The organism is Candidatus Cyrtobacter comes, assembly GCF_034470605.1.
Lineage (GTDB): Bacteria > Pseudomonadota > Alphaproteobacteria > Rickettsiales > Midichloriaceae > Cyrtobacter > Cyrtobacter comes.
In genome coordinates this window covers 1-20201 of record NZ_JARGYT010000016.1, presented here as the reverse complement: position 1 = coordinate 20201, position 20201 = coordinate 1, and the positions used below count along the sequence as shown (strand labels likewise).

General features: G+C 34.3%; 20 protein-coding genes. 8 read left to right on the top strand and 12 right to left on the bottom strand.

The features are described 5' to 3' along the window. Positions 1-86: 86 nt before the first annotated feature. The 5 genes from Cyrtocomes_RS01940 to Cyrtocomes_RS01920 all read right to left on the bottom strand — a co-directional run bounded on the left by Cyrtocomes_RS01940 (position 87) and on the right by Cyrtocomes_RS01920 (position 6946). Entirely contained in the window at positions 87-2462 is a 2376-nt protein-coding gene (locus Cyrtocomes_RS01940) for a VirB4 family type IV secretion/conjugal transfer ATPase (protein ID WP_322497529.1), read from the bottom strand. Between the two features lie 3 nt (positions 2463-2465). Beyond that, a complete protein-coding gene (locus Cyrtocomes_RS01935; RefSeq protein ID WP_322497528.1) occupies positions 2466-2756 on the bottom strand; it encodes a VirB3 family type IV secretion system protein in 291 nt (96 codons plus the stop codon). Between the two features lie 2 nt (positions 2757-2758). Then, positions 2759-5011 (bottom strand): flagellar hook protein FlgE, encoded by a 2253-nt coding sequence (locus Cyrtocomes_RS01930; RefSeq protein WP_322497527.1) that lies wholly within the window; start codon positions 5009-5011, stop codon positions 2759-2761. 154 nt (positions 5012-5165) lie between these two features. Continuing rightward, entirely contained in the window at positions 5166-6296 is a 1131-nt protein-coding gene (locus Cyrtocomes_RS01925) for an MltA domain-containing protein (RefSeq protein ID WP_322497526.1), read from the bottom strand. Positions 6297-6307: 11 nt separating this feature from the next. Beyond that, positions 6308-6946 (bottom strand): Tim44/TimA family putative adaptor protein, encoded by a 639-nt coding sequence (locus Cyrtocomes_RS01920; protein ID WP_322497525.1) that lies wholly within the window; start codon positions 6944-6946, stop codon positions 6308-6310. Between the two features lie 115 nt (positions 6947-7061). Here Cyrtocomes_RS01920 and secB point away from each other — a divergent pair, with 115 nt between their 5' ends. Further along, complete coding sequence (secB, locus tag Cyrtocomes_RS01915; protein WP_322497524.1) at positions 7062-7547, top strand: protein-export chaperone SecB; 486 nt, start codon at positions 7062-7064, stop codon at positions 7545-7547. Positions 7548-7553: 6 nt separating this feature from the next. Continuing rightward, on the top strand, positions 7554-7817 hold the full coding sequence (locus Cyrtocomes_RS01910) for a flagellar biosynthetic protein FliQ (protein WP_322497523.1): 264 nt from the start codon (positions 7554-7556) through the stop codon (positions 7815-7817). 101 nt (positions 7818-7918) lie between these two features. Here Cyrtocomes_RS01910 and Cyrtocomes_RS01905 read toward each other — a convergent pair whose 3' ends face one another. From Cyrtocomes_RS01905 to Cyrtocomes_RS01885, 5 genes are all read right to left on the bottom strand, one after another. Next, a complete protein-coding gene (locus Cyrtocomes_RS01905) occupies positions 7919-9457 on the bottom strand; it encodes a peptidoglycan D,D-transpeptidase FtsI family protein (RefSeq protein ID WP_322497522.1) in 1539 nt (512 codons plus the stop codon). Positions 9458-9536: 79 nt separating this feature from the next. Then, positions 9537-9791 (bottom strand): FtsB/FtsL family cell division protein, encoded by a 255-nt coding sequence (locus tag Cyrtocomes_RS01900; RefSeq protein WP_322497521.1) that lies wholly within the window; start codon positions 9789-9791, stop codon positions 9537-9539. 3 nt (positions 9792-9794) lie between these two features. Further along, positions 9795-10688, bottom strand: a complete 894-nt coding sequence (rsmH, locus tag Cyrtocomes_RS01895) for a 16S rRNA (cytosine(1402)-N(4))-methyltransferase RsmH (RefSeq protein ID WP_322497520.1) — start codon at positions 10686-10688, stop codon at positions 9795-9797. After that, positions 10688-11128, bottom strand: coding sequence for a division/cell wall cluster transcriptional repressor MraZ (locus Cyrtocomes_RS01890; protein ID WP_322497519.1), 441 nt, complete (start codon positions 11126-11128; stop codon positions 10688-10690). Before Cyrtocomes_RS01890 ends, rsmH begins: the two co-directional genes overlap by 1 nt. A gap of 343 nt (positions 11129-11471) precedes the next feature. After that, the gene (locus Cyrtocomes_RS01885) at positions 11472-12704 is read right to left on the bottom strand and encodes an N-acetylmuramoyl-L-alanine amidase (RefSeq protein ID WP_322497518.1); all 1233 of its coding nucleotides are present in this window, start codon (positions 12702-12704) and stop codon (positions 11472-11474) included. 533 nt (positions 12705-13237) lie between these two features. Between Cyrtocomes_RS01885 and Cyrtocomes_RS01880 the strand changes: the two genes are divergently transcribed. The 3 genes from Cyrtocomes_RS01880 (at position 13238) to Cyrtocomes_RS01870 (ending at position 14807) form a co-directional block, all read left to right on the top strand. Continuing rightward, positions 13238-13588 carry a hypothetical protein gene (locus Cyrtocomes_RS01880; protein ID WP_322497517.1) on the top strand — a complete coding sequence of 117 codons (351 nt, stop codon included), beginning with the start codon at positions 13238-13240 and terminating at the stop codon, positions 13586-13588. Positions 13589-13689: 101 nt separating this feature from the next. Next, complete coding sequence (locus tag Cyrtocomes_RS01875) at positions 13690-14610, top strand: ATP-binding cassette domain-containing protein (protein WP_322497516.1); 921 nt, start codon at positions 13690-13692, stop codon at positions 14608-14610. Continuing rightward, positions 14607-14807 (top strand): hypothetical protein, encoded by a 201-nt coding sequence (locus Cyrtocomes_RS01870; RefSeq protein WP_322497515.1) that lies wholly within the window; start codon positions 14607-14609, stop codon positions 14805-14807. The genes Cyrtocomes_RS01875 and Cyrtocomes_RS01870 overlap by 4 nt, the downstream gene beginning before the upstream one ends. A gap of 82 nt (positions 14808-14889) precedes the next feature. Here the strand turns inward: Cyrtocomes_RS01870 and xseA are convergent, their stop codons facing one another. Together xseA and Cyrtocomes_RS01860 are read right to left on the bottom strand one after the other, a co-directional pair. Beyond that, the gene (gene xseA / locus Cyrtocomes_RS01865; protein ID WP_322497530.1) at positions 14890-16185 is read right to left on the bottom strand and encodes an exodeoxyribonuclease VII large subunit; all 1296 of its coding nucleotides are present in this window, start codon (positions 16183-16185) and stop codon (positions 14890-14892) included. A 28-nt stretch (positions 16186-16213) separates the two neighbouring features. Further along, positions 16214-17995 (bottom strand): type IV secretory system conjugative DNA transfer family protein, encoded by a 1782-nt coding sequence (locus Cyrtocomes_RS01860; RefSeq protein ID WP_322497514.1) that lies wholly within the window; start codon positions 17993-17995, stop codon positions 16214-16216. 492 nt (positions 17996-18487) lie between these two features. On the opposite strand from Cyrtocomes_RS01860, the gene efp reads away from it, so the two are divergent. From efp to grxD, 3 genes are read left to right on the top strand one after another with little or no spacing between them, the layout of a single operon-like run. Continuing rightward, positions 18488-19048, top strand: coding sequence for an elongation factor P (gene efp / locus Cyrtocomes_RS01855; protein WP_322497513.1), 561 nt, complete (start codon positions 18488-18490; stop codon positions 19046-19048). An 8-nt stretch (positions 19049-19056) separates the two neighbouring features. Then, complete coding sequence (locus tag Cyrtocomes_RS01850; RefSeq protein WP_322497512.1) at positions 19057-19278, top strand: BolA/IbaG family iron-sulfur metabolism protein; 222 nt, start codon at positions 19057-19059, stop codon at positions 19276-19278. Between the two features lie 7 nt (positions 19279-19285). After that, positions 19286-19615, top strand: coding sequence for a Grx4 family monothiol glutaredoxin (gene grxD, locus Cyrtocomes_RS01845; RefSeq protein WP_322497511.1), 330 nt, complete (start codon positions 19286-19288; stop codon positions 19613-19615). Positions 19616-20201: the final 586 nt, after the last annotated feature.

The following is a 20201-nucleotide window of genomic DNA, read 5'->3' as shown; positions in this document are numbered from 1 at the left end:
CGCTAAACTCAAAGAAAATCGACGCTTAGCATTACGATTTGAGAAATCCGATCTCTCTTTCCTTGCCTTTATAGCTTTAGCATCTATTAAATACAACCTTTGTTAACAGTGCCTAATTCTTTTCTTACCTCATCCATGATTAAAACAGTATCTGCTCTTCCAGACAATATATTTATAATATCATCCATACCAGAGAGATCTATTCTAGCAATAACAGCATCAACTCCTTGTTTTATCAAGAAATATCTACTGCCAGGATTTGTAGTTTTTATCAACTGAAATTCTCTTTCACTAAGCATAAATGCTTTTCTATAAACATCTGTAGCTTTAAGATTAGGAAGAAATATTTGCGTTGCTGTTTGCTGTATTAATGTATCACTTATTGCACTCTTACTAGCATCTTCTACACTCTGAGTTGCAAAAACCACAAAAGTATTCAATTTCCTCAATACTTTCAGCCAATCCTTTATTTTAGGTGCAAAAACGGGGTTATCTATAAGGGCCCAGGCTTCATCCAAAACTATCATACTTGGCGTACCATCCAAAGATAGACTAATTCTGTGAAAAATATAACTAAGTACAGGCCCAAGACTCACTTTATCCTTCAACAACTCACCCATTTCAAAACCAAAAATATTTGATTTGGCAAAATTTATAGAATCTTCCTCATTATCAAATAAATTGGCATGCGATCCATTGCCGTACCACATCTCAAGGCGGCTCGCTATACTTCCAGGCCCACCTATCCCTAAAAATGGAGCTACATTTGTTATCCTTCTATTCTTAGGATCTAATTTATAGTTACCCCTTACAGCGGCACTTAATGCTGAAATATCAGAAGCAGTTAAGGGCTCATTATTTGTTGTGACTAGTTGCTTAAGTAAATCCAATAAAAAAGTCCTATTCTCTCCAGTATCAGGTAAAGAAAATGGGTTAAAATTACACTTTTTACCAGGATCTATTATTGTATATTTTCCATCTAGCGCCCTTATGAAAATCTCAGCACCTCTATCCTTATCAAAAAAGAATAGTCTACTACTAAATTTTTGCGCTTGAGCACATAAAAAATTCATTAAAACAGTTTTACCAGCACCAGTTGGGCCAATTATAGTTGTATGGCCAACATCTCTTAAATGAAAATTAAAGTAGTAAGGTGTTCCAGAAGTTGTATCTAATACTGTTACAGCATCACCCCAATGATTTCCATATGCTTTACCTAATGGATAATTATGCAATGAATTAAATGAGGCAAGATTCACAGTATTCACCGTTGCCCTTCTTACTAAGAAATCAAAATTTCCAGGTAATTGCCCCCAGAATGCAGGCTCCATATTAACTGTCTCTCTTATACCTATACCACCAGTATTTGTAAGCTCAACTGCAGTCATAGAAAGTATATTTTCCAGCTCCTTTATGTTTTCTGCCACGCACATTACTGTCAAATGATGCGTACCAAACCCTATTTCGCCACTCATCGCCTTATCTAAGGCCTCACTTATTTCCATAATTTGAGAAATAGCCTTATCACCAGACTGTATCATTCTGCTTTGCTGCAATTGCATTTTTTGCATAGCAGATTGTCTTTTTATAAATTCGAAGGACTGCGTAAGGATAAATTCAAAAGGCATTCTCAGCATTGAATCTAACATCCCAGCCCAACTTTTAGGACCGTATTCTTTCATACTTACAATTCCTGCAAATTTACTTTTATTATCCCTACATTTTATCTCTATAGATTTCCTCCCAAAATACATTCTGTTAGCACTAATTAGCTTATCTATCGTAAGGTTAGATGAACATATATTGCCCGTACGCTCACCACAATTTACAATCCTGGAGAAAAACTCAATTAGTTCTGAACGCACAGAACTGTATTTATCACTATACGTAGATAGTAACCTTGCATCATAATCTCTTAGTGAATTCAGTATTCTACTCGACGCCTCCTCTATTTCTTCATAACTTTCTGTTAGATCCCTTTCCCATTCTTTATCATCATAACCTGTAAATATATCAAAAACCTTCTTTCTACGCATTATAGAAGAATTCCCCTTCCTTACTACAGATATATAAAGCTCATTTTCAAAAGTCTTTTTATTTATGTGTTTTTGCCTCCATTTTTCATCTAGATAACTAGCAAAACCATCCGGCATACTAGGATTAAAATAATCATCTTCATATGCCTGTCTTTTAGCTCTTATTATATGAAAATATAGACTTATGTTATCCACGGTTATCCCCTTAAATAACATGTTTCTAACCCTCTTTTTTATATCCAGATCCTCATCATCTGCTGTCTCAAAGGAAAAGCCTGATAATTTTATGACCTGTATAAATTGACCAGACTTAGTAACAACAGTACTATCATTTACATGAGACATATAGGGAATAAACCCAGACGCTTCATATTCAGCTTCTGCAACTTTTTGCTTACTTATTTTCTCAGCAAAGAACCCGAACATAACTCAATACATATCATATGAGTTAGCGCCGTGAAAAAATCTGTTCCTACTCCTTGAGCATTTTTCAGCTCTAACTTTAAACAATTCTATGAATAACGGCTCCTTCGTACAAAGGTAATATCCAAACATATGTATTGGTACCGCAGCAAAAAAGTACTTCAGCTGATTTGTTAATAAATAAGCAATTAGACAAAACAACATATTTATTACTGCAAATGAATAGCTTACCCCAAAAAGCATTGGGGGCCTTGTCAGCCCTAAAAATAATGGATCCGTTCTAACTGTCCCAGCCATAATTAACTACCAGTCTTATTTAAGACTTCTTTATTAGTATCTTGCGTAGTTCTTAACGCCGCCGCTGAAGCAGAAGCCAAGTTTGCCCCACTATTTAAAGATATCATCTCCCCTATAACATTTGCCCCACCACCACCAACAATACCATTTAATATTGTAATACCAAAGCTTGAAGCAATTCCTATACTCATTGTACTTTCAAGTCCTTTGTAAAACCCTGAATCTGTTTCTGACCATCCGCCTACTGCATCATCTTGCTCAACTATGGCAAGGGCAGTAACAGCCAGTTTTGCACCATTATCGTAATCTACGATAACCTCTGCTCCATTACCTATATGCCATCCCTTAAATTGACCCGCACCCCTTCCATCAGCATCAATTTTGATTCTTGGATTTACACCAGAGCTCTTTTCTGCAAAAACATTAAAAATCACTTTTGTACTTTGAATTTTAGATGTAGGGCTGTCCCATTCAATATTTGTACCACCATCTTTTCCCAATATATCAACAGATTTTAAATCTGTTGATTGCGGCATACCAAGTTTAGTCAGCATTGCACCACTCTGGTTATCAGAAAAAACATAATTACCTGAAAGTCGAAACCTAATCATTAAATTACCAGCACTATCTGATAAAAAAGCCGCCTTAACACCACCATTGGTAGCTTGCGTTACAAGCTGCGCAAGGCCTTGCGGTGTTGCAAATGTTTTTGCACCTATATCATCCTTATTTCCATGCGTTAATTTCTGCCCATCAATATAAATTTCTCCAGGAGGTGACTCAACACTAATCGGAAAGGCCTCATCAGAAAATTTTACACCTGTATTTGCAAAAACATCATTTGGAGCCTTTTCTATACTAGAAATTTTTCCATCCTGCCCCATTTCCATAACACCCGCCTGTATTATTGATTTTTTTGAGGAGCTTACCCCAATAAGAGAGGCTTCCGCAATATACTGATCAATTCCTACTTTTTTGCTAAGAACCCTTATTAGCCTTCTGCCACCCTCAGGGTCTATTACCGGTATAGTTTCGCTCATAACCCCACTATCACTTTCATTAATAGAGTATCTTTGGTCCGAAGAGCTATATGCTATCTTCATAAATCCTTGATCACTCTTATCAAGCGAAAGTAGCGAAAGAACATCGGAAGATGAAGAATTAGTAATTGATACAGATGTATTACGATCTGGTAAAATCTTTAAAAGATTTTTATTTTTTGAATTAGTGGATATACCAACGCCACTTAACAATTTTCCCAACCCCTCTACAGAGCTAAACCTAGTCCTTCCAGGAGGTGTAGCATTTATAGAAAAATTAGCAGCAACTCCTAAATCTGGAGCTAAATTAGCTATAGCAATACTTTGCTGAGAATCTGTTCCCAAGAAAAATTTCTTACTCGTACCATCATCTACCATACTTGCATTTAGAAGCGTACTGGCATTTATGCTCTTTATAATCTTATTCATCGCAGAAACATCAGTATCTGTAGTAGCATCAATTGCATCCGTGAGTGTAATCTCCGTACCGTTTACCTCTAATAATTTAGTACCAGCCGTCATACCCTTAAGTACATATGCCGAATTAGAAATTTTAAATCCAGAAAATATAAATTCATTATTTTTGATTATACGCCCAGTCTCTGTATCTTTTATTGAACTAACAAGTATAGATTTGCCATCTAATGTACTTGGATTACTAGTAAACACATCTGACCTTACTTGATACCCACACGTAGGTAGCGGCGCATCAGAAGAATCAAATCTAAAATTAGTATTAATTTGGGAAACTACCTCAGCAGGCGATAAAGAGTTCCTATCAATAACTATTTTTTTAAGATCGGTAAAGCTAGTACCACCTATCGGCTTACCATTATTATCTAGCTTAAACCCAAGTGGCATCTTACCCTGGTACCTCAATATACCATCTTGATCTAGATCAAAAGAAGCTGTGCGCCCAAATACAAAATTTGCACTATCTGTTTTATCAGTATCACTTGCAGCAAAGACGAAAAATGCCCTACTGTCATTTGGTATCATAATATCACCACCACGCCCCGTAGAAATAAGCTGTAGATCTATGGCGTCATCTCTAACGGCGCTCTTACCTTGTACACCACCATATGGACCTTGGCTAACAAGATTAAACGTACCTGCAATGCTACCCATAGCATTGGATTTAGCAACATTACTCGCAGCAGCAGACATCTCTGCAATACCACCACGTATACCACTTGATGCAATGCTAACGGACATGCAATAAGAACAAAAATAAACACATACATAGGAGCGTATCAAAAGATTTCATGCTCCGCAATAACCTAGAAACAACATCGTACATATAAAGAACATTCTTGATTTATAATTCAATAAACCAAATAATATATTGAAAAATATACCGCTAGTCTTATTAAGATATGTAACAATCCGGAATTTTTACATTCCTAGGAAACAGAACTATATAACTTGCCTTCTCATTCATTCTTGTTGCTATCTCCTCTGCCATCCTTCCACTACCAAAGAATATATCAATTCTTAATGGGTCTCTTATTGCCCCACCACTATCCTGCGCTATTAGAAGCTTTTCATAGCTTTTTGGTGACGAAAATCCAATCTTAGGAGTACAACTTTGTACCCATATTGGCATACCATACGGATATATGTTAGAATTTATTGCTACAGATCTGCCAGGAATTAACTCAGATCCATGGCCACCAACTACCGATTTCCCATTAGAAATTTTGAAAAATATATACGATGGATTTGCATGCAAAATCTGATCTGCAATCTTAGGATTACGATCTATCCACATCATCATTTCAAGAACGGAATTTAGATTTTTACCACCATATTTTTGAAACAGATGAGTTATATCTCTATGTGGAAAACCATTTTGCCCATCGTAAGATACACGAATTACTGCATTATTCCTTAATTTTATTGAAGCTGCACCCTGTAAGTGGGCCATAAATAATTTTGCCTTACTAGAAACCCAAGCTATCTCTAATCTACCCCCAGATAGCGATCCATTATCTATGGCCGCTCTAGATAACTTATTAGTACCACTTAGTTTATTTAAATTACCTGGAGCCCTATATACTGGAAATTTGTGTATATGCGTTCTTCTTGCGCTACCAAAAAGCTCAACTTCATAATATCCTGTAGCCCTTCCTATAAAACTACCATTTTCATTAGAAATGCGATACGGTATGAATTCTCTTTCAAAAAACAATCTAGACTCTCTATCCCTGTTCCTTCTTGTAATTTTCGAAGCCTCTAAGCATGCATGCTGCCATTTATGAGCCTCTTGACCTATTTCAGTCAATGAACTTATACTTTTTAGCCCATCTCTCCTCATTATACATTTACAAGCAGATAAAAAAGCATCAAGTGCTTTGGAATGTTGATCTTTAGACCAATTTGGTACGAGCTGAAAGCTAGTACGATGAAAACAAACCTTCCTGCCTTTTTTAGCAGAAGAAAGCGCATTCTGAGAAAAGAATAGCAATACCGTAAAAAGAGTTACTATATACTTTAACAACCTCAACCACCTTACGAAGAAGTACTAGATAATAGCCATATATCAGACTTGCCAAGTATTTTGGAAAATTTCCAAATATCAACCTTAGTCCTAGCAACAGATTCACTACCACTTATAATATTCCCCAAATCATCCTTGATGAATGATATTTGCTCACTACTAATACCCACTTCTATCATCACCTTCTCACCCTCAATATATGCATTCTTAATGGATACTTTAGATGATATAACCGCGGTAATCATTTTCTTTTTTGTTGCTAATCTTGATTCAATTTCCTTTTCAAAAGCAATATAAACATCTTTTGCAAGAAGCATATTTAAGGTTGCTTTATCACAATCAGCAAACGCTTTTAATATCATTAAAAACGCCTTATTTGCACTTTCTACAAATTTTTCAGCCGTAAACCCGCTTTCATATTTCCTAATCTTATCCATCACACCACGTATTTCCTGGGATAAGGAAGCTTCAAGCGCAGAGGCTATCTCTATATCTGCCTTGTGCCCCTCTTCAATATTTTTCTTAAATTGCTCCAAAAAACTATCGCCCCTTTTATTTTGATCTTGTTTTTTATTATGGAATCCAAGAGAGTCAAACAACTTTACAAATATAAATACCGCAATAACAAGCAAAATTATCAAATCCAACATTTATGGCAAACTTATAATCTCTAGACAATAGATTTGTATAACATAAAGTTTGTACAGTACAACTTAATTATGCTATTTAGCATAGTTATTAGATTTGTAATTTTGACATAATACAATGAATATTAGGAATGCTTATAGTAAAGTGCTTGGCATTGAGCTTAAAATGTCTGAACAATATGTAAAAGATCTGTCTTTTGAGAACCCTAGACATGTGTTACCTACTGAAATTATGTCTCAGCCAAAATTTAATGTATCATTAGATGTGAATGCAAATATACTTAACAGCTCTGCTAAGTTTGAAGTGGTAATTGGAGTTTCAATAACGGCCTTTATCGAAGATGTAACGCTTTTTATATCTGAGCTAAAATACGCTGGGATCGCATCTTTTAGCCTTTCAGGACTTGATGAACTGGAAAGAGATTTAATGATATTCGCTAGATGCCCCTCAATATTGTTTCCTTATATGCGTAGAATCGTTTCAGATATTACGAGAGATGGTGGGTATCCACCACTTTTACTTGCCCCCGTTGATTTTCTCGCGCTCTATATGCAAAAAAAAGAGATTGATGCAGAAGAGCAAGCACCACATAAATTGATGTAACCATTCATGGAACCAGAGCTTGTATTACAAATAGCGCATGAGGCATGTATCACTCTGTTTAAGATTTCCATGCCAATCTTGCTAGCCGTCCTCATATCCGGTGTAATTATTTCATTAATCCAGGCTGTTACTCAGGTACAAGAACCAACGCTAACTCTTGTACCAAAGCTCTTTGCACTTATTGGGAGCCTCTTGATATTTATGCCATATATGAGCGGTGTTTTTTCTACATTCTATGAGTATATTATATCATTTGTTATTACTAGATAGATATCTTAATGTATTATTGATTCAATATTAAGTTAAGTTGAATTAGGTAAACAAAAAACTGTAAATTTTATACAGATAGCTAAACAATCCTGTAAGATAAGTTAATTACTTTTAGCTGATGCAAATCTGTAGCTATTTTTTTGATGTACTTGCAAAAACGCATCACCTTTATTTGTCTTTCTTATAGGGGCCACATTAAGAATTGGTGCTATTTTCCTTATTATTTCCGAAACAACAGGTGCCGCCACCATACCACCAGTCCTAAACCCTTTATTTATGAAGTTCTTTTGTGGCGAATCTATCATTATCAATACCACATATTTTGGCTCATTTATAGGAAATACAGCCACAGTTGAGACTAAATTCTCATCCTTGCTATATTTTCCATCAATTATCTTTTCTGCAGTACCACTTTTAGCAGCAACATTATATCCCTCAACATCTGCTTTCTTTACACTCCCTTTTTCAACAGCAAGTCTCATTAATTTACGCATTATTAAAGATGTTTCTTTTTTTAGCACCTTAGAAGAACAATCACTTTCTCCAAAAATGATGCTAGGCTTACATAAAACACCACCATTAACAACAGCAGAAATTGCAGTAATTAGGTGCAGTGGACTCACAGCTATCCCATGCCCATAGCTAGTAGTAAGCGCCCTGGTATCACTCCATGTACCAATTATTGGAGAAGCCACATATGGAACATTACTTTCTATATTTGAAAGTAACCCAAGTTTTTGCAAATAACTATATTGCAGATTTTTACCCATACTTTGAGCTATTTTCGCCGTACCTATATTAGAAGAATACATCAGCACCTCTTCTACAGAAAGCGCACTCCCTTTACCTCTATAATCTCTTATTGTGAATTTTCCTATTTTTAGTGGCTTAGATGCATCTATTATATCAGTCTCACTTATACTTTTTGAATCTAAAGCAGATGCTATGGTTAATACTTTAAATGATGACCCCATTTCATACGCCCCATAAGTTGCCCAATTAACTAATTTATCTTTATCGGATTTTTTTATATTGCTTGGATTAAAATCTGGATAGCTAACTATAGAAAGTAATTCTCCTGTATTTACATCAATCACTATTCCAGCACCAGATTTTGCAGAATGCATTTTTATACCATTAATTAATGATTCCCTAACATAATGCTGAACTCTAGTATCTATTGTTAATTTAATACCACCCCCATCACTCATTAATAAATTATTATATTTTTTTTCTATTCCACTCATCCCAATTCCATCTTCACAAACATGCCCAATAACATGTGAAAAAAGATTACCATGTGGTAAAATCCTCTTATTTTCCTCTATAAAGTTAATTTCAGAGATTCCAGCTGTTTCAATTCTCTTTTTTTCATCTGGAGATAATTTTTTAAAAAGCCAGATAAATTCTCTATTTAAATCAAGTTTTTTATTAATATCTACATAGCCTAACTTTAACATTCTTTGTTTAAAGCTATGAAGATTCTTTATTTTCCTAGGATTAATATAGGCAGAAAATGTCTGAAGGTTAGAGGCAAGAACAACACCATTTCTATCAAAAATAGGCGCCCTTCTATTAATTAGATCTACTTGCTTTTTTTTTAGTACATCAAGAGTGGTAAATGACAGCAGCTTTATCATCAAGCAAATAAAAATGATTATAAATGATGACAGCATAATATGTATCCTGCTGCTAAAAATGCTATTAAGATTATACATATTATTGATTGAGTACATCTATCTGATCTACAGTAGGATATACTAAATTCAGGTATTTTTTTGATAATACCTCTATTCGCCCCGGCTTAGAAAGGTAAGAAAGTTCCGCATTAAGTGATATAAGCTTGTTTTTTTCCTTCTCTATTGTAGAGTTAATATTACTTAGAGTATCATTTAAATCTTTAACAGCATTCTTCGTAAAGATCAATAAATTAACTAGAAGGGCAATTTTTATAAAAGCAAGTATACCTCTCATTATTTAGCACCTTTTTAATATTCTCATCTTCGCAGAACGAGCCCTTGGGTTTATAGTGACCTCTCTATCTGAAGGAATAATAGGTTTATGAGTTATAATTTTAAAATCATGCAATTCTTCATCCCTTCCATATTTATTCTTCTTTTGCCTAGGTAAACAAAGTGTTTTAAAAAAATCCTTTACAATTTTATCCTCTATTGAATGAAAAGTGACTAATATTATAACAGCCCCTTTCTTTAGTAATTTAATGGATTTCTCTAATGCTATTTTTAACGAGCTCATCTCTGCATTCACCTCCATTCTAATAGCTTGGAAAATTTTTGTTGCTTGATGTATTTTACCCCTAAAAGGTAATACACTTGATATTATTTCCACAAGCTCAAGCGTGCTTTCTATTTGCTTTATTTTTCTTGCGAAACATATGGCTTTAGCTATTTTTCTTGAATTCCTCTCATCACCATAATAAAATATTATATCCGCAAGCTCTTTTTCTTCATATAAATTTACAACTTTACTTGCGTCTAATGGTAAATATTGATCCATCCTCATATCTAATGGACCATCCTTCATAAATGAAAAACCACGATCACTAATATCTAGCTGCATAGATGAAACACCTAGATCAAACACTATTCCATCAAACGAGCCCTCAGGAAAAACATCTACTTTAGAAAAATTTAATGTTCTAAAATTAAAATTATCACCATAACAATTCTTCAGGTTATCAGCATACGGCCCCACATTGTGATCCGCATCTATTGCAGTTACATAACAATCCGCAGCACGTAAAATTCTCTTGCTATACCCACCGGCACCAAATGTACAATCCAAATAACTCCCACCACTCTTGATGCAAAGATTTGAGATAACTTCATCTATTAAAACTGGTACATGCATTATGATATTACTTTTAAAAGTCCACGCACCCTTTTATATTCTTGGGCAAATTTATCTACGTTCCAAATTTCAAATATTTCCCCCTTCCCCACGAAAGAAACGTTGTTTGATATTTGTGCAAAATCTAGTAAAAATTCCGGTATTGCTATTCTTCCCTTTTTATCAAGCTGTACAGGGTAACAGGTAGATAACACCGCTGTCGCAATTTCATCTCTTTCTCTAGAAAACATTTCCATACCCTCAATGTGAACGCTAATATTGTTTATCCTACTGGGAGTACACACCTCTATACATTCATTCAAAATTGACGGATAGGCATAAAGCAGCCCATCAACGCTCAATTTTGCAATTACATCCCTAAAATTTGGTGGGATTGATGCACGTTTAGCAGAATCAAGTTTACTCTCGTAAGTCGATATAAAAATCCCTAAATTCTGCATACCAGTTGGCTCATACATGCTCGATCCACTAGTTTATTCTTTTACTCAGTAGAACATGTGCGATTTTAATATAGAAAATTAAAAATAGATAGTATCTTTGGGAAAAAATGGGAAAAAATGGGAAACGCACAGAATGATATAGCATAACTATAGAACTGCTACCAACCTACACAGAAAGCCTCTTAAACTACAAATAATCTCACGCATAATTTATGCGCGAGATTATTAAAGATCTTGAAAATCTAAATACTGACTGTATCTTTATAACGACTTGATAAAGTACCACCCATCTCTTTTTTATATTTTAGCCTATATTGCTATATATCCAAGCATTGAGGACATTTTAGTGCTCATTATCCGTCAGGGGATCGTTAGATAAAACATTGCACATAAGCTCTTTAGAGCCTTCATCGTATGAAAATGAATCAAAAAATTTCTGCGCATTTTTTGTGGCCTCTTGCTTCCCACATACACCTTCAAGCAAAGCGGATATTACATAATATGTTTGCAGATTCACACCATCTACACTATCTAGGGCCGCAGAATCATCGAAGCTAAAGCCACACTCTTTTTGATAATGTAGTAAAAATGCTTTAAGTACCCCAAAATCATTATATTTCACCATTGACCCCAATACAGTATCAAGTACCTTCCCAGAATACAGCATTTGAGATAAATCATTATCATCTTCTAAAGCCGCATTATTAATTAATTCTTTAATAAACTTAATTATAGATTTAACTTGAAACTCTTTAACTTTTTCGCTTTTTGAACATAGTTCAATCCTCAATGCTTTAGAGAATGTTGTTGATTCTATATCAAGATACCCATAACCAATGGCTTTAAGAGCCATCTTTATGCAAAGTACCGCATTCGAATTCGATGCCTCTGTAACCAATATACCTGTTATACCCTTTACGTTCAAAAGAGTGTTCAATTTTTCGCTATTAATACCCAGCCCTATAAAATGCTCAAAAATAATATTCTCTCTATTATTTTCATTATCTTTTATATCAATTAATTTTTGTGTATATAGACCAAAACCACCATTTCTGTATAAGTAGGACCAATCAAAATAATAACCATTTGGATCAAATTTTCTTCCTACCGCTACATCTGAATGACCAACTATACTTTGCTTATTAATGCCACACTTCTCTTCTAATATCTGTAATAATACCAAAAGACTGCTCATTTGCCATTCTGTATATTGTTCATACCCGGTATTCACAATCTCTATGCCAATTGAATGACAGTTGACACTCAGTAAGTCATGTTGGCTGCTATCGCGCCACTGGCTATGGCCTGCGTGCCATGCCCTTTCCTCAACAGGCACTACAGCATATACAGCTCCAGATTTATCTATTGCAAAATGCGCACTTACACCATATTTATCAAAAGCTTGCTTGGTTTCTTGTATTGTTGAAAATGCGGTATGATGCAAAACAATCATGGCTCTTTCTCCATACCAATCTATATTACTTCTAGAATCAAAATTTTGAGACTCCAAAAATTGCATACCCCCCAATCTTTTTGATATTTCCGTATAAATCTCTTCGTATTTTACATTACGCATAGAAAAACCAAATAGCTATAAGAAGCAATGGATAATAACATATCTTTGCTCACTACAATAGAATAAAACTTCTTTAATTCGGTGAATACAAGCACATATATAAGGACAGATATAATCTATTTCTAGTTATAGATCAGCATCCTATGACAAAACCTCAAAATTCAAAATAACCAGATTCATAGTATATTATTCACTTAAACTGTTAATTTCGTAGCATTGTTTATAAACCACGTTTGAAAGGGCGCTTATTATACAATATAACGTAAAAGTAGATTAATCAATCTTTCGACTCATTGAATGCAAACTGTATAAACATATATGTCAATGATAAGCATCGTTAATCTTTATACATATAATATCAATTCTATAACCTAATAAGTAAAATTTCATTGCAATATCTTTTAACTTCTTGACCAATTGGCTTCTTTTATGCTTCTCCTCTTCTGTGGCATCTGTTACAATAGATCATCATGCAGCTTATGAGAAACAATATAAGAGCCCATTTTGGAATTTTCTGTCTGTAACCGCTCAGCGTGCAGCAATTTGCCTTAATTTCAAACGAGAATTCTTTAAAAATAGCCCAGAATCCAAGTATTGCCGCCAGGATTTATTTACTTCTTGATAAATTATACGATGCGCAACAAGAACAACTTGCAACTCATATTAATACCAATCTTAACACAGCATCATTATTTTTCCTTAAAGATGAGTACGGTCTCTCTTTTTACCATTATATAGGCGCATACATACTCTCTAACCTAATGATAGAGGGTAGAATAAATATGGAGAGAGATATATTTCATGAGGATTTAAAAAAAACAGCGTTCAAAAATTTACAAATGCAATACTACACACAAACTATTTTAACAATTCGCAACATATAGCCCTAATTAATAAAACAGATCATATAACAGATACAATAATAGAATCCTTAAACAATGGTCACGAATTAAACCTTAGACTTAATACATTATCGTTGTCAGTTATGCTAAAAACTATATGCGGACCTTTAAGCCCACTTATATCATCCATACCTACACTAATTTTTAGTAATTATGCAGCGAAGAAATTGAATAATAGTACAGCGCTCGGGGAAATACCTGATTTGAGGTGGCAGATAAATCCTTTCAGTCACTTACCATCAGTATTACAATATCTTTCATTTTTAGAGACTTGTGATACATTGTATACATCATCAATATTCAGAGAATTAGATTCTATCTTAACAGAGCTTCACAATGCCCCATATACAAAAAACCAAATTCAATTTGAAGCAAATAATGGGTCCGATACTTTATACATTAAAGAACTCTACATAGGCTTTAATAATAAGGCACCATTAATAAATTTGCACGACCTTACGTTTGAAAAAAACAAGATATACGCTATATCCGGCCCTTCTGGCTGCGGAAAAAGCATGCTAACATCAGCGCTAATGGGCTGCGGTATTCCTGTTCATGATCTACAGATTAATGGGCACGTTATAACAAGTGAAGATCATTATAAGGCCTTTATGCCACAGCTTACATATATAACACCATTTTGCACTCTACGCGAAGCAATAATCGGCCCTGGGCCACATTCCGAATCCGATCACCACTTATTAAAGCAAATATTAGATACACTTGATGATAACAAAAGCAACAGTTCTGAATGTCTCTCAAAAAGACTTGATGAATTTCATAACGAATGGGCTTCAAATTTAAGTGGCGGGCAAAAAAAGAAAATAGATCTCATTCACATATATTATCATACATTAAAATTTTATGAATTAGAGAATAATAAAAATAAGTTTGGTTTAATCATCATGGATGAGCCATTCACTGGCCTTGATAGCAACTCACTACAAATAGCCCTATACCTAGTGCATGACTTATCTAAAAGTGTGACGTCACAATTATTATGACAGATCATTCATGTAACTCTACTCAGCATGTATATCATAAGGCAACAGGCCAATCTTTTTATAATGAAGTAATAATGCTTAATAATGCAGATAACACCGGGAACTCAAATCATGAATATGCACAAAAATTAAGCTGCCAAGATGAGCTACACCAGCCCATAGCAGAATGCTCTCTTCTAGAAGAAACTACAGCATAATTTTTATGTATTCTTCACCATTATTAGGATGAGATAACCATTTATTGTGCCTTTTAAAACCTATCTTTGAAAGGTACATCCATTATTTTTTACTATTCAAAAGATTAACTTTTTTAGTAGTGACCTCTAAAAATCCCCCTACCATTTCAATTGAAAGATTAGAGCCATTTTGTATTTTATTGATATCTTTCAGCGCAACATTTTCCATTTTTACTATAGAAAAACCCATTTGCATTATTCTTTCTTTATTAAAGGCAGCTAACCTTAGATTTAAATTTTCTAGCTTTGAAAGGTTTATCTTAAATTGCTCCAAATAAGAATCTGATAAAAGTTTTTTTGTTTTTTCTAATCTTACATACAGAGAGGTAAGATTAATTCTTTGAAACTCTTTTTTTACACTACGTAATATAAGTTCTGTCTTTAGTATATGGTCAATCTTGTAACCAATTAACTTAGATCCATAAATATCAACTTTTCTAGATATATTTTGGTAAAAACTTTGATGAAATTTAGAAGATGCCATAAGCATCTTATTTATTTCAATTCTATATCTAAGAATTTTGGATTCTATATAAGAAGATAATTTGAATGAATTAGACTGTATACGCTTTTTCACCTCATATTGATTAGGGATCAATAACTCTATTGCAGCACTTGGTGTTGGCGCTCTAAGATCCGCAGCAAAATCCGCAATAGTGAAATCAGTTTCATGTCCTATAGCTGAAACTATAGGTATATTAGAATTAGATATTACCCTTGCTAAATTTTCATCATTAAAACACATTAAATCTTCAATTGATCCACCACCTCTAGCAATAATAATGATATCTAATGCGTTTATATGATTATTTAGATGCAATATAGCTTCTGATATTTGGCTTGCAGCACCTTCACCTTGTACTTTAACATCATATATAAGCACGTGCATCGGAAATCTATCCCTTATTCTATGCAGCATATCTTCAATGACAGCCCCTCTTTCCGATGTAATAATAGCGATTTTATTTGGCATTTTTGGCAATGGCTTCTTAATATCAAAAATACCTTCCTCTTTTAATTTTTGTTTCCTTTTTTCTATTAATTCTAAAATCGCACCTTTGCCAGAAAGCGTAATAGATTGGACATTAAGCTGATAAGTGGAACGCTGCTGGTATATTGAAATGGAACCAATACAAATTATTTCCATTCCATCTTCAAGATCAAAGGGAAGCGAGATACCTCGCCAACAAACAGCGTTTAATAATGATTTATCATCTTTCAGGTTAAAATATCTATGACCAACACCGCTTTCCTTCATACCAGATATCTCACCCCTGATAGATACAGAGTGAAACTGAGATTGAATGACACCCTTCAATCTCTCAGATACCTGCGACACACTCAAAATTGCTTCCAAATTAACTAGCTTAAGAAGATTCAAGCTTTTTTGTAGCACTAGAAGTACCACTTTGTGAAGAAATTCTTGCTTTTCTTGGATCGTATGGCTCTTGCGTTGGCACGAATGTTTGTTTCAATAGTCTAGATTTAAAGAACTTGTTAGCGTAATACTTAATCTTCTTACATCTAATAGGAGGGCTAGATTCTATAAGTATTATCTGATCATCTCTTGATAAATTTATAACCTCTTGCGGAAGTAACAACGCTCTTTGAGCTTTAGAAACGTTCATTGATTTAGATGAAGGATTCAAATCTAGGAATTTTGATTTACTTGCAGATACCGCATCAACAGTCTTATTACCACATAATTGCGAAATAAGATTGGCAGTTTCAAAGTTATTTGCTGCAAAGGTAATTCTATATGTGGAATTAGATAAAAATGAATTCATTCCATGCTCTTCATATATACCTTTTAGCTGCTGTGTATCTTGTACTATAAGGAATAGTCTTACATGATAACCTCTAAAATAAGCAATACCACTCATGAATTGCTCCATTTTACCAAGAGTAGGGAATTCATCTAACATAAACATCACGCCATATGGCTCATCTTTTTCTGGCATTTTGCGTGATAAGAATTCAGTAGCCTGTTGATAAAAAACCTGCATTAAAGGTTGAAGTCTTTGTAAGTTATCTGGCGTCAATCCTACATATACTGTAGTCCTCTTCTTTTTAAACTCCGTTATGTTAAAATCACTTTTAGCAGTGGCAGCATCAATAAGCGGGTTCGCCCATAACTCAAGGCTTGAGTTCATAGTTGATATAACACCAGACCTTTCTTTATCAGCCTTTTGAAGAAAGGCAGCTATATTCATATACGCAACTGGGTGTATATCCTGCCCCATAGTATCTAACACTACAGCTAAATTATATACAACATCATCGCTTCTCATTACCCTTACAACCTCACCAAATGAGGCATTTTTATTTGGATCCGCAATTAAGTACAGAAGCACCCCAACAAATAAAGATCTTGCCTCATTGTTCCAGAATTCCTTCTCTGGCATTATCAAATTTCCTATCTTTTGAACATCATCCACCATTTGCCCAGGTTTATCACTAACCCAATCTATTGGATTATAGCAATGCGTAACACCATCTGGATCTGCCGGGCTCCAAACATATACCTCTTGTCCCGATTTTTGCCTCCATCCACTAGTCAATTCATAATTTTCAAGCTTAATATCATGAATAAAAACAGAATGCTCCCAATAAAGTAGGTTCGGAATTACAAAACCAACACCTTTACCAGAACCAGTTGGCGCAAAGAGCAATGCATGTTGAAACCCTGAGGCAACAAGAAACCCAGCCCTATCTTCACCAATAAGCATGCCGTCTTTTCCTCTTAATTTGGCTTTTTTGATATCTTGCTCAGTAGCCCAAGCGGCATCACCATGTATAGATTCATCCTTTTTAAAAGGCCTTAATTCGTATAAAGCATCTCTTTTTACAAAGAGAATAAGTATATAAACAAAAAACGGTACAAACGTTGAAAGCAATAACTTTACAACAAGATGATCGTAATCTGAAATTGATATCCTATCAAAATAATAAATAACCCAGCGCCAAGTTGATATAAGATAATCTATTGGCCCAAGGGATTTTATATATACTAAAGAAAATGTATGATCGGCCCCAAGAACAACAAAGCTCAATATTATACCCATAATATGAGCAATTAAGGGTAGGCCTATGCAAAATGCAATAATTGCAACTACTAAGTTCTTCACGAACATGATCGCGTTCTCCATGTTTCTAAAAATGTGAAAATCATAGATTCACTTAAGATGCTACATGAATTACTACGTAAATCAAACCTAAAACAAAATTAAGTATGTATATTAGAACAAACTGCTATTTGTTCTAGCATTGGATATTATTATAAAGCTAATAATGCTTCTGAAACAGAATATTATTCTTATTAACAATACAATGGAGGTGTGTATCTAGCCTTAACTCCCAAGATAAACTTTAAGGTGCGGTATTTATATAAAGATGGTTATTGATACCTTTATAGCTAAAGTGTCATAAAAATGGCCCATGACTAATTTTGAAAATATGTTAGTTATCATTGGGTTAAGTTTAACAAAATTATTTTTTATGTAATCATTCTATACCGCCTTAGCTTTATATAAATATCTCTGACCATCATATAGCAAAGTAAAACATTAGTAATTGAGGTATGTGTTGTTGTATGTTACAGTGCTGATATTCGGTTTGATAAGTATAAGATAGATTATAAAATGAAAGCAAACGACATACGCGTCAATCATGTTTTGCATCACCAAAATGGTTTATGGATCGTGCTCAAGACAATGCACACCCAGCCAGGTAAGGGCGGAGCATATATGCAAGTTGAGATGAAGAACATAAAGGATGGGACAAAACTCAATGTAAGGTTTAGAAGCTCTGAAACAGTAGAAAAAGCCCACATAGAACATATGGAGCTTCCATATTTATATACGGATGATCAAAATATATATGTAATGGATCTGCAGAGCTATGAGCAGTTATCTATACCAAAAACATTACTTACTGAAGAGGCATTGAAGTTTCTTGGAGATGGAATTAAGCTCTCTGTACAAATTTACGAAGGCGTGCCTGTTACTGCTTTTCTGCCAGAAAAGCTTGAAGTGGAGGTGGATGAATGTGAGCCTACTGTAAAAGGACAAACTGCATCCTCTTCTTATAAACCGGCTATTTTGAAAAATGGTGTAAAAATTCTTGTTCCTCAATTCATAAAAAAGGGAGAGAAAATTATAATCAGGACAGAAAATATGGAGTATGTTGAGAAGGTGCAGTAGTTATGCCAATGACATCTGTAGAACTATTTGATTCAATAAAGACTAAGTTACCTGACGCGGACATTAATATTATTGATACAGTTGGCGATCAGGACCATTATAAAGTCTCCATTAGCTCGAGTTATTTTAATGGCCTTTCTATGCTGCAGCAGCATAGGTTAGTTTATGAAGCATTGGGTGAGAAGCTGAAGTTTTTACACGCACTATCGCTAGAAACTTTTATTAAGTAGGTAAGTTATGAGTATAATTGAATTTATAAAATCAGAAGTAGAGGGAAATGACGTCGTTTTATTCATGAAAGGCACATCTTTAATGCCGCTATGTGGTTTTTCAGGAGTTGTTGTTCAGATACTAAAATTGCTATCTGTAGAATTTAAGGACATAAATGTGCTTGATAACCAAGAGCTTAGATCAGCACTAAAAGAGTTTAGTAATTGGCCAACAATACCACAATTATACATAAAAGGTGAATTTATCGGCGGATGCGATATAGTAAAGGGTATGTATACTAATAAGGAACTACATAAGCTTCTTGAAAATAAGGGGGTAAAATTTTCTAATACATAAGGTTCTATCAAAAGGTAAGTATGAGCTATTAACCAAATAGTAGCAGATTAGAGCGTTTGTTTATAAGCATTGGAGAGGGTCTTTTTTCTATTGAATTAGACCCTACAGAATATGTATAATGTAAGCAAAAGAGTAAGTACGCACACTGCTTTGGAATATTTAACAAAGAATCAGATTGGATTTGATAAACAGAATTCAATAAACAGAGTTTACTTAAAGCCAGATAGCAAAACATATCCATTTTATTTGAGGTAGATGGCACATAACAATACTATTACAGCCTATTAGCCTTATTATGCCAATTTAATTAAATAACTATACCTATATTACAGCCTATGCCTAATTCGGCTTAAGCCACAGCATCCTTAGCCAGTATAAGAAGCATTTGAGGGGTGTTTATGGAAATTTTTATATAAAACTTCTTTATGCTACTCTAAAAATTAACAATACTTAAGGTTGGATAATTAATAGATTATGCAATCATGCGTCAAGAAGAGCTTAGTACGGTACCTAAACAACTAGCTGAACATCCAGTTGACCAACGAATTGCCTCGATGGAGGATAAGTTAAACAAAATATTAGGAGA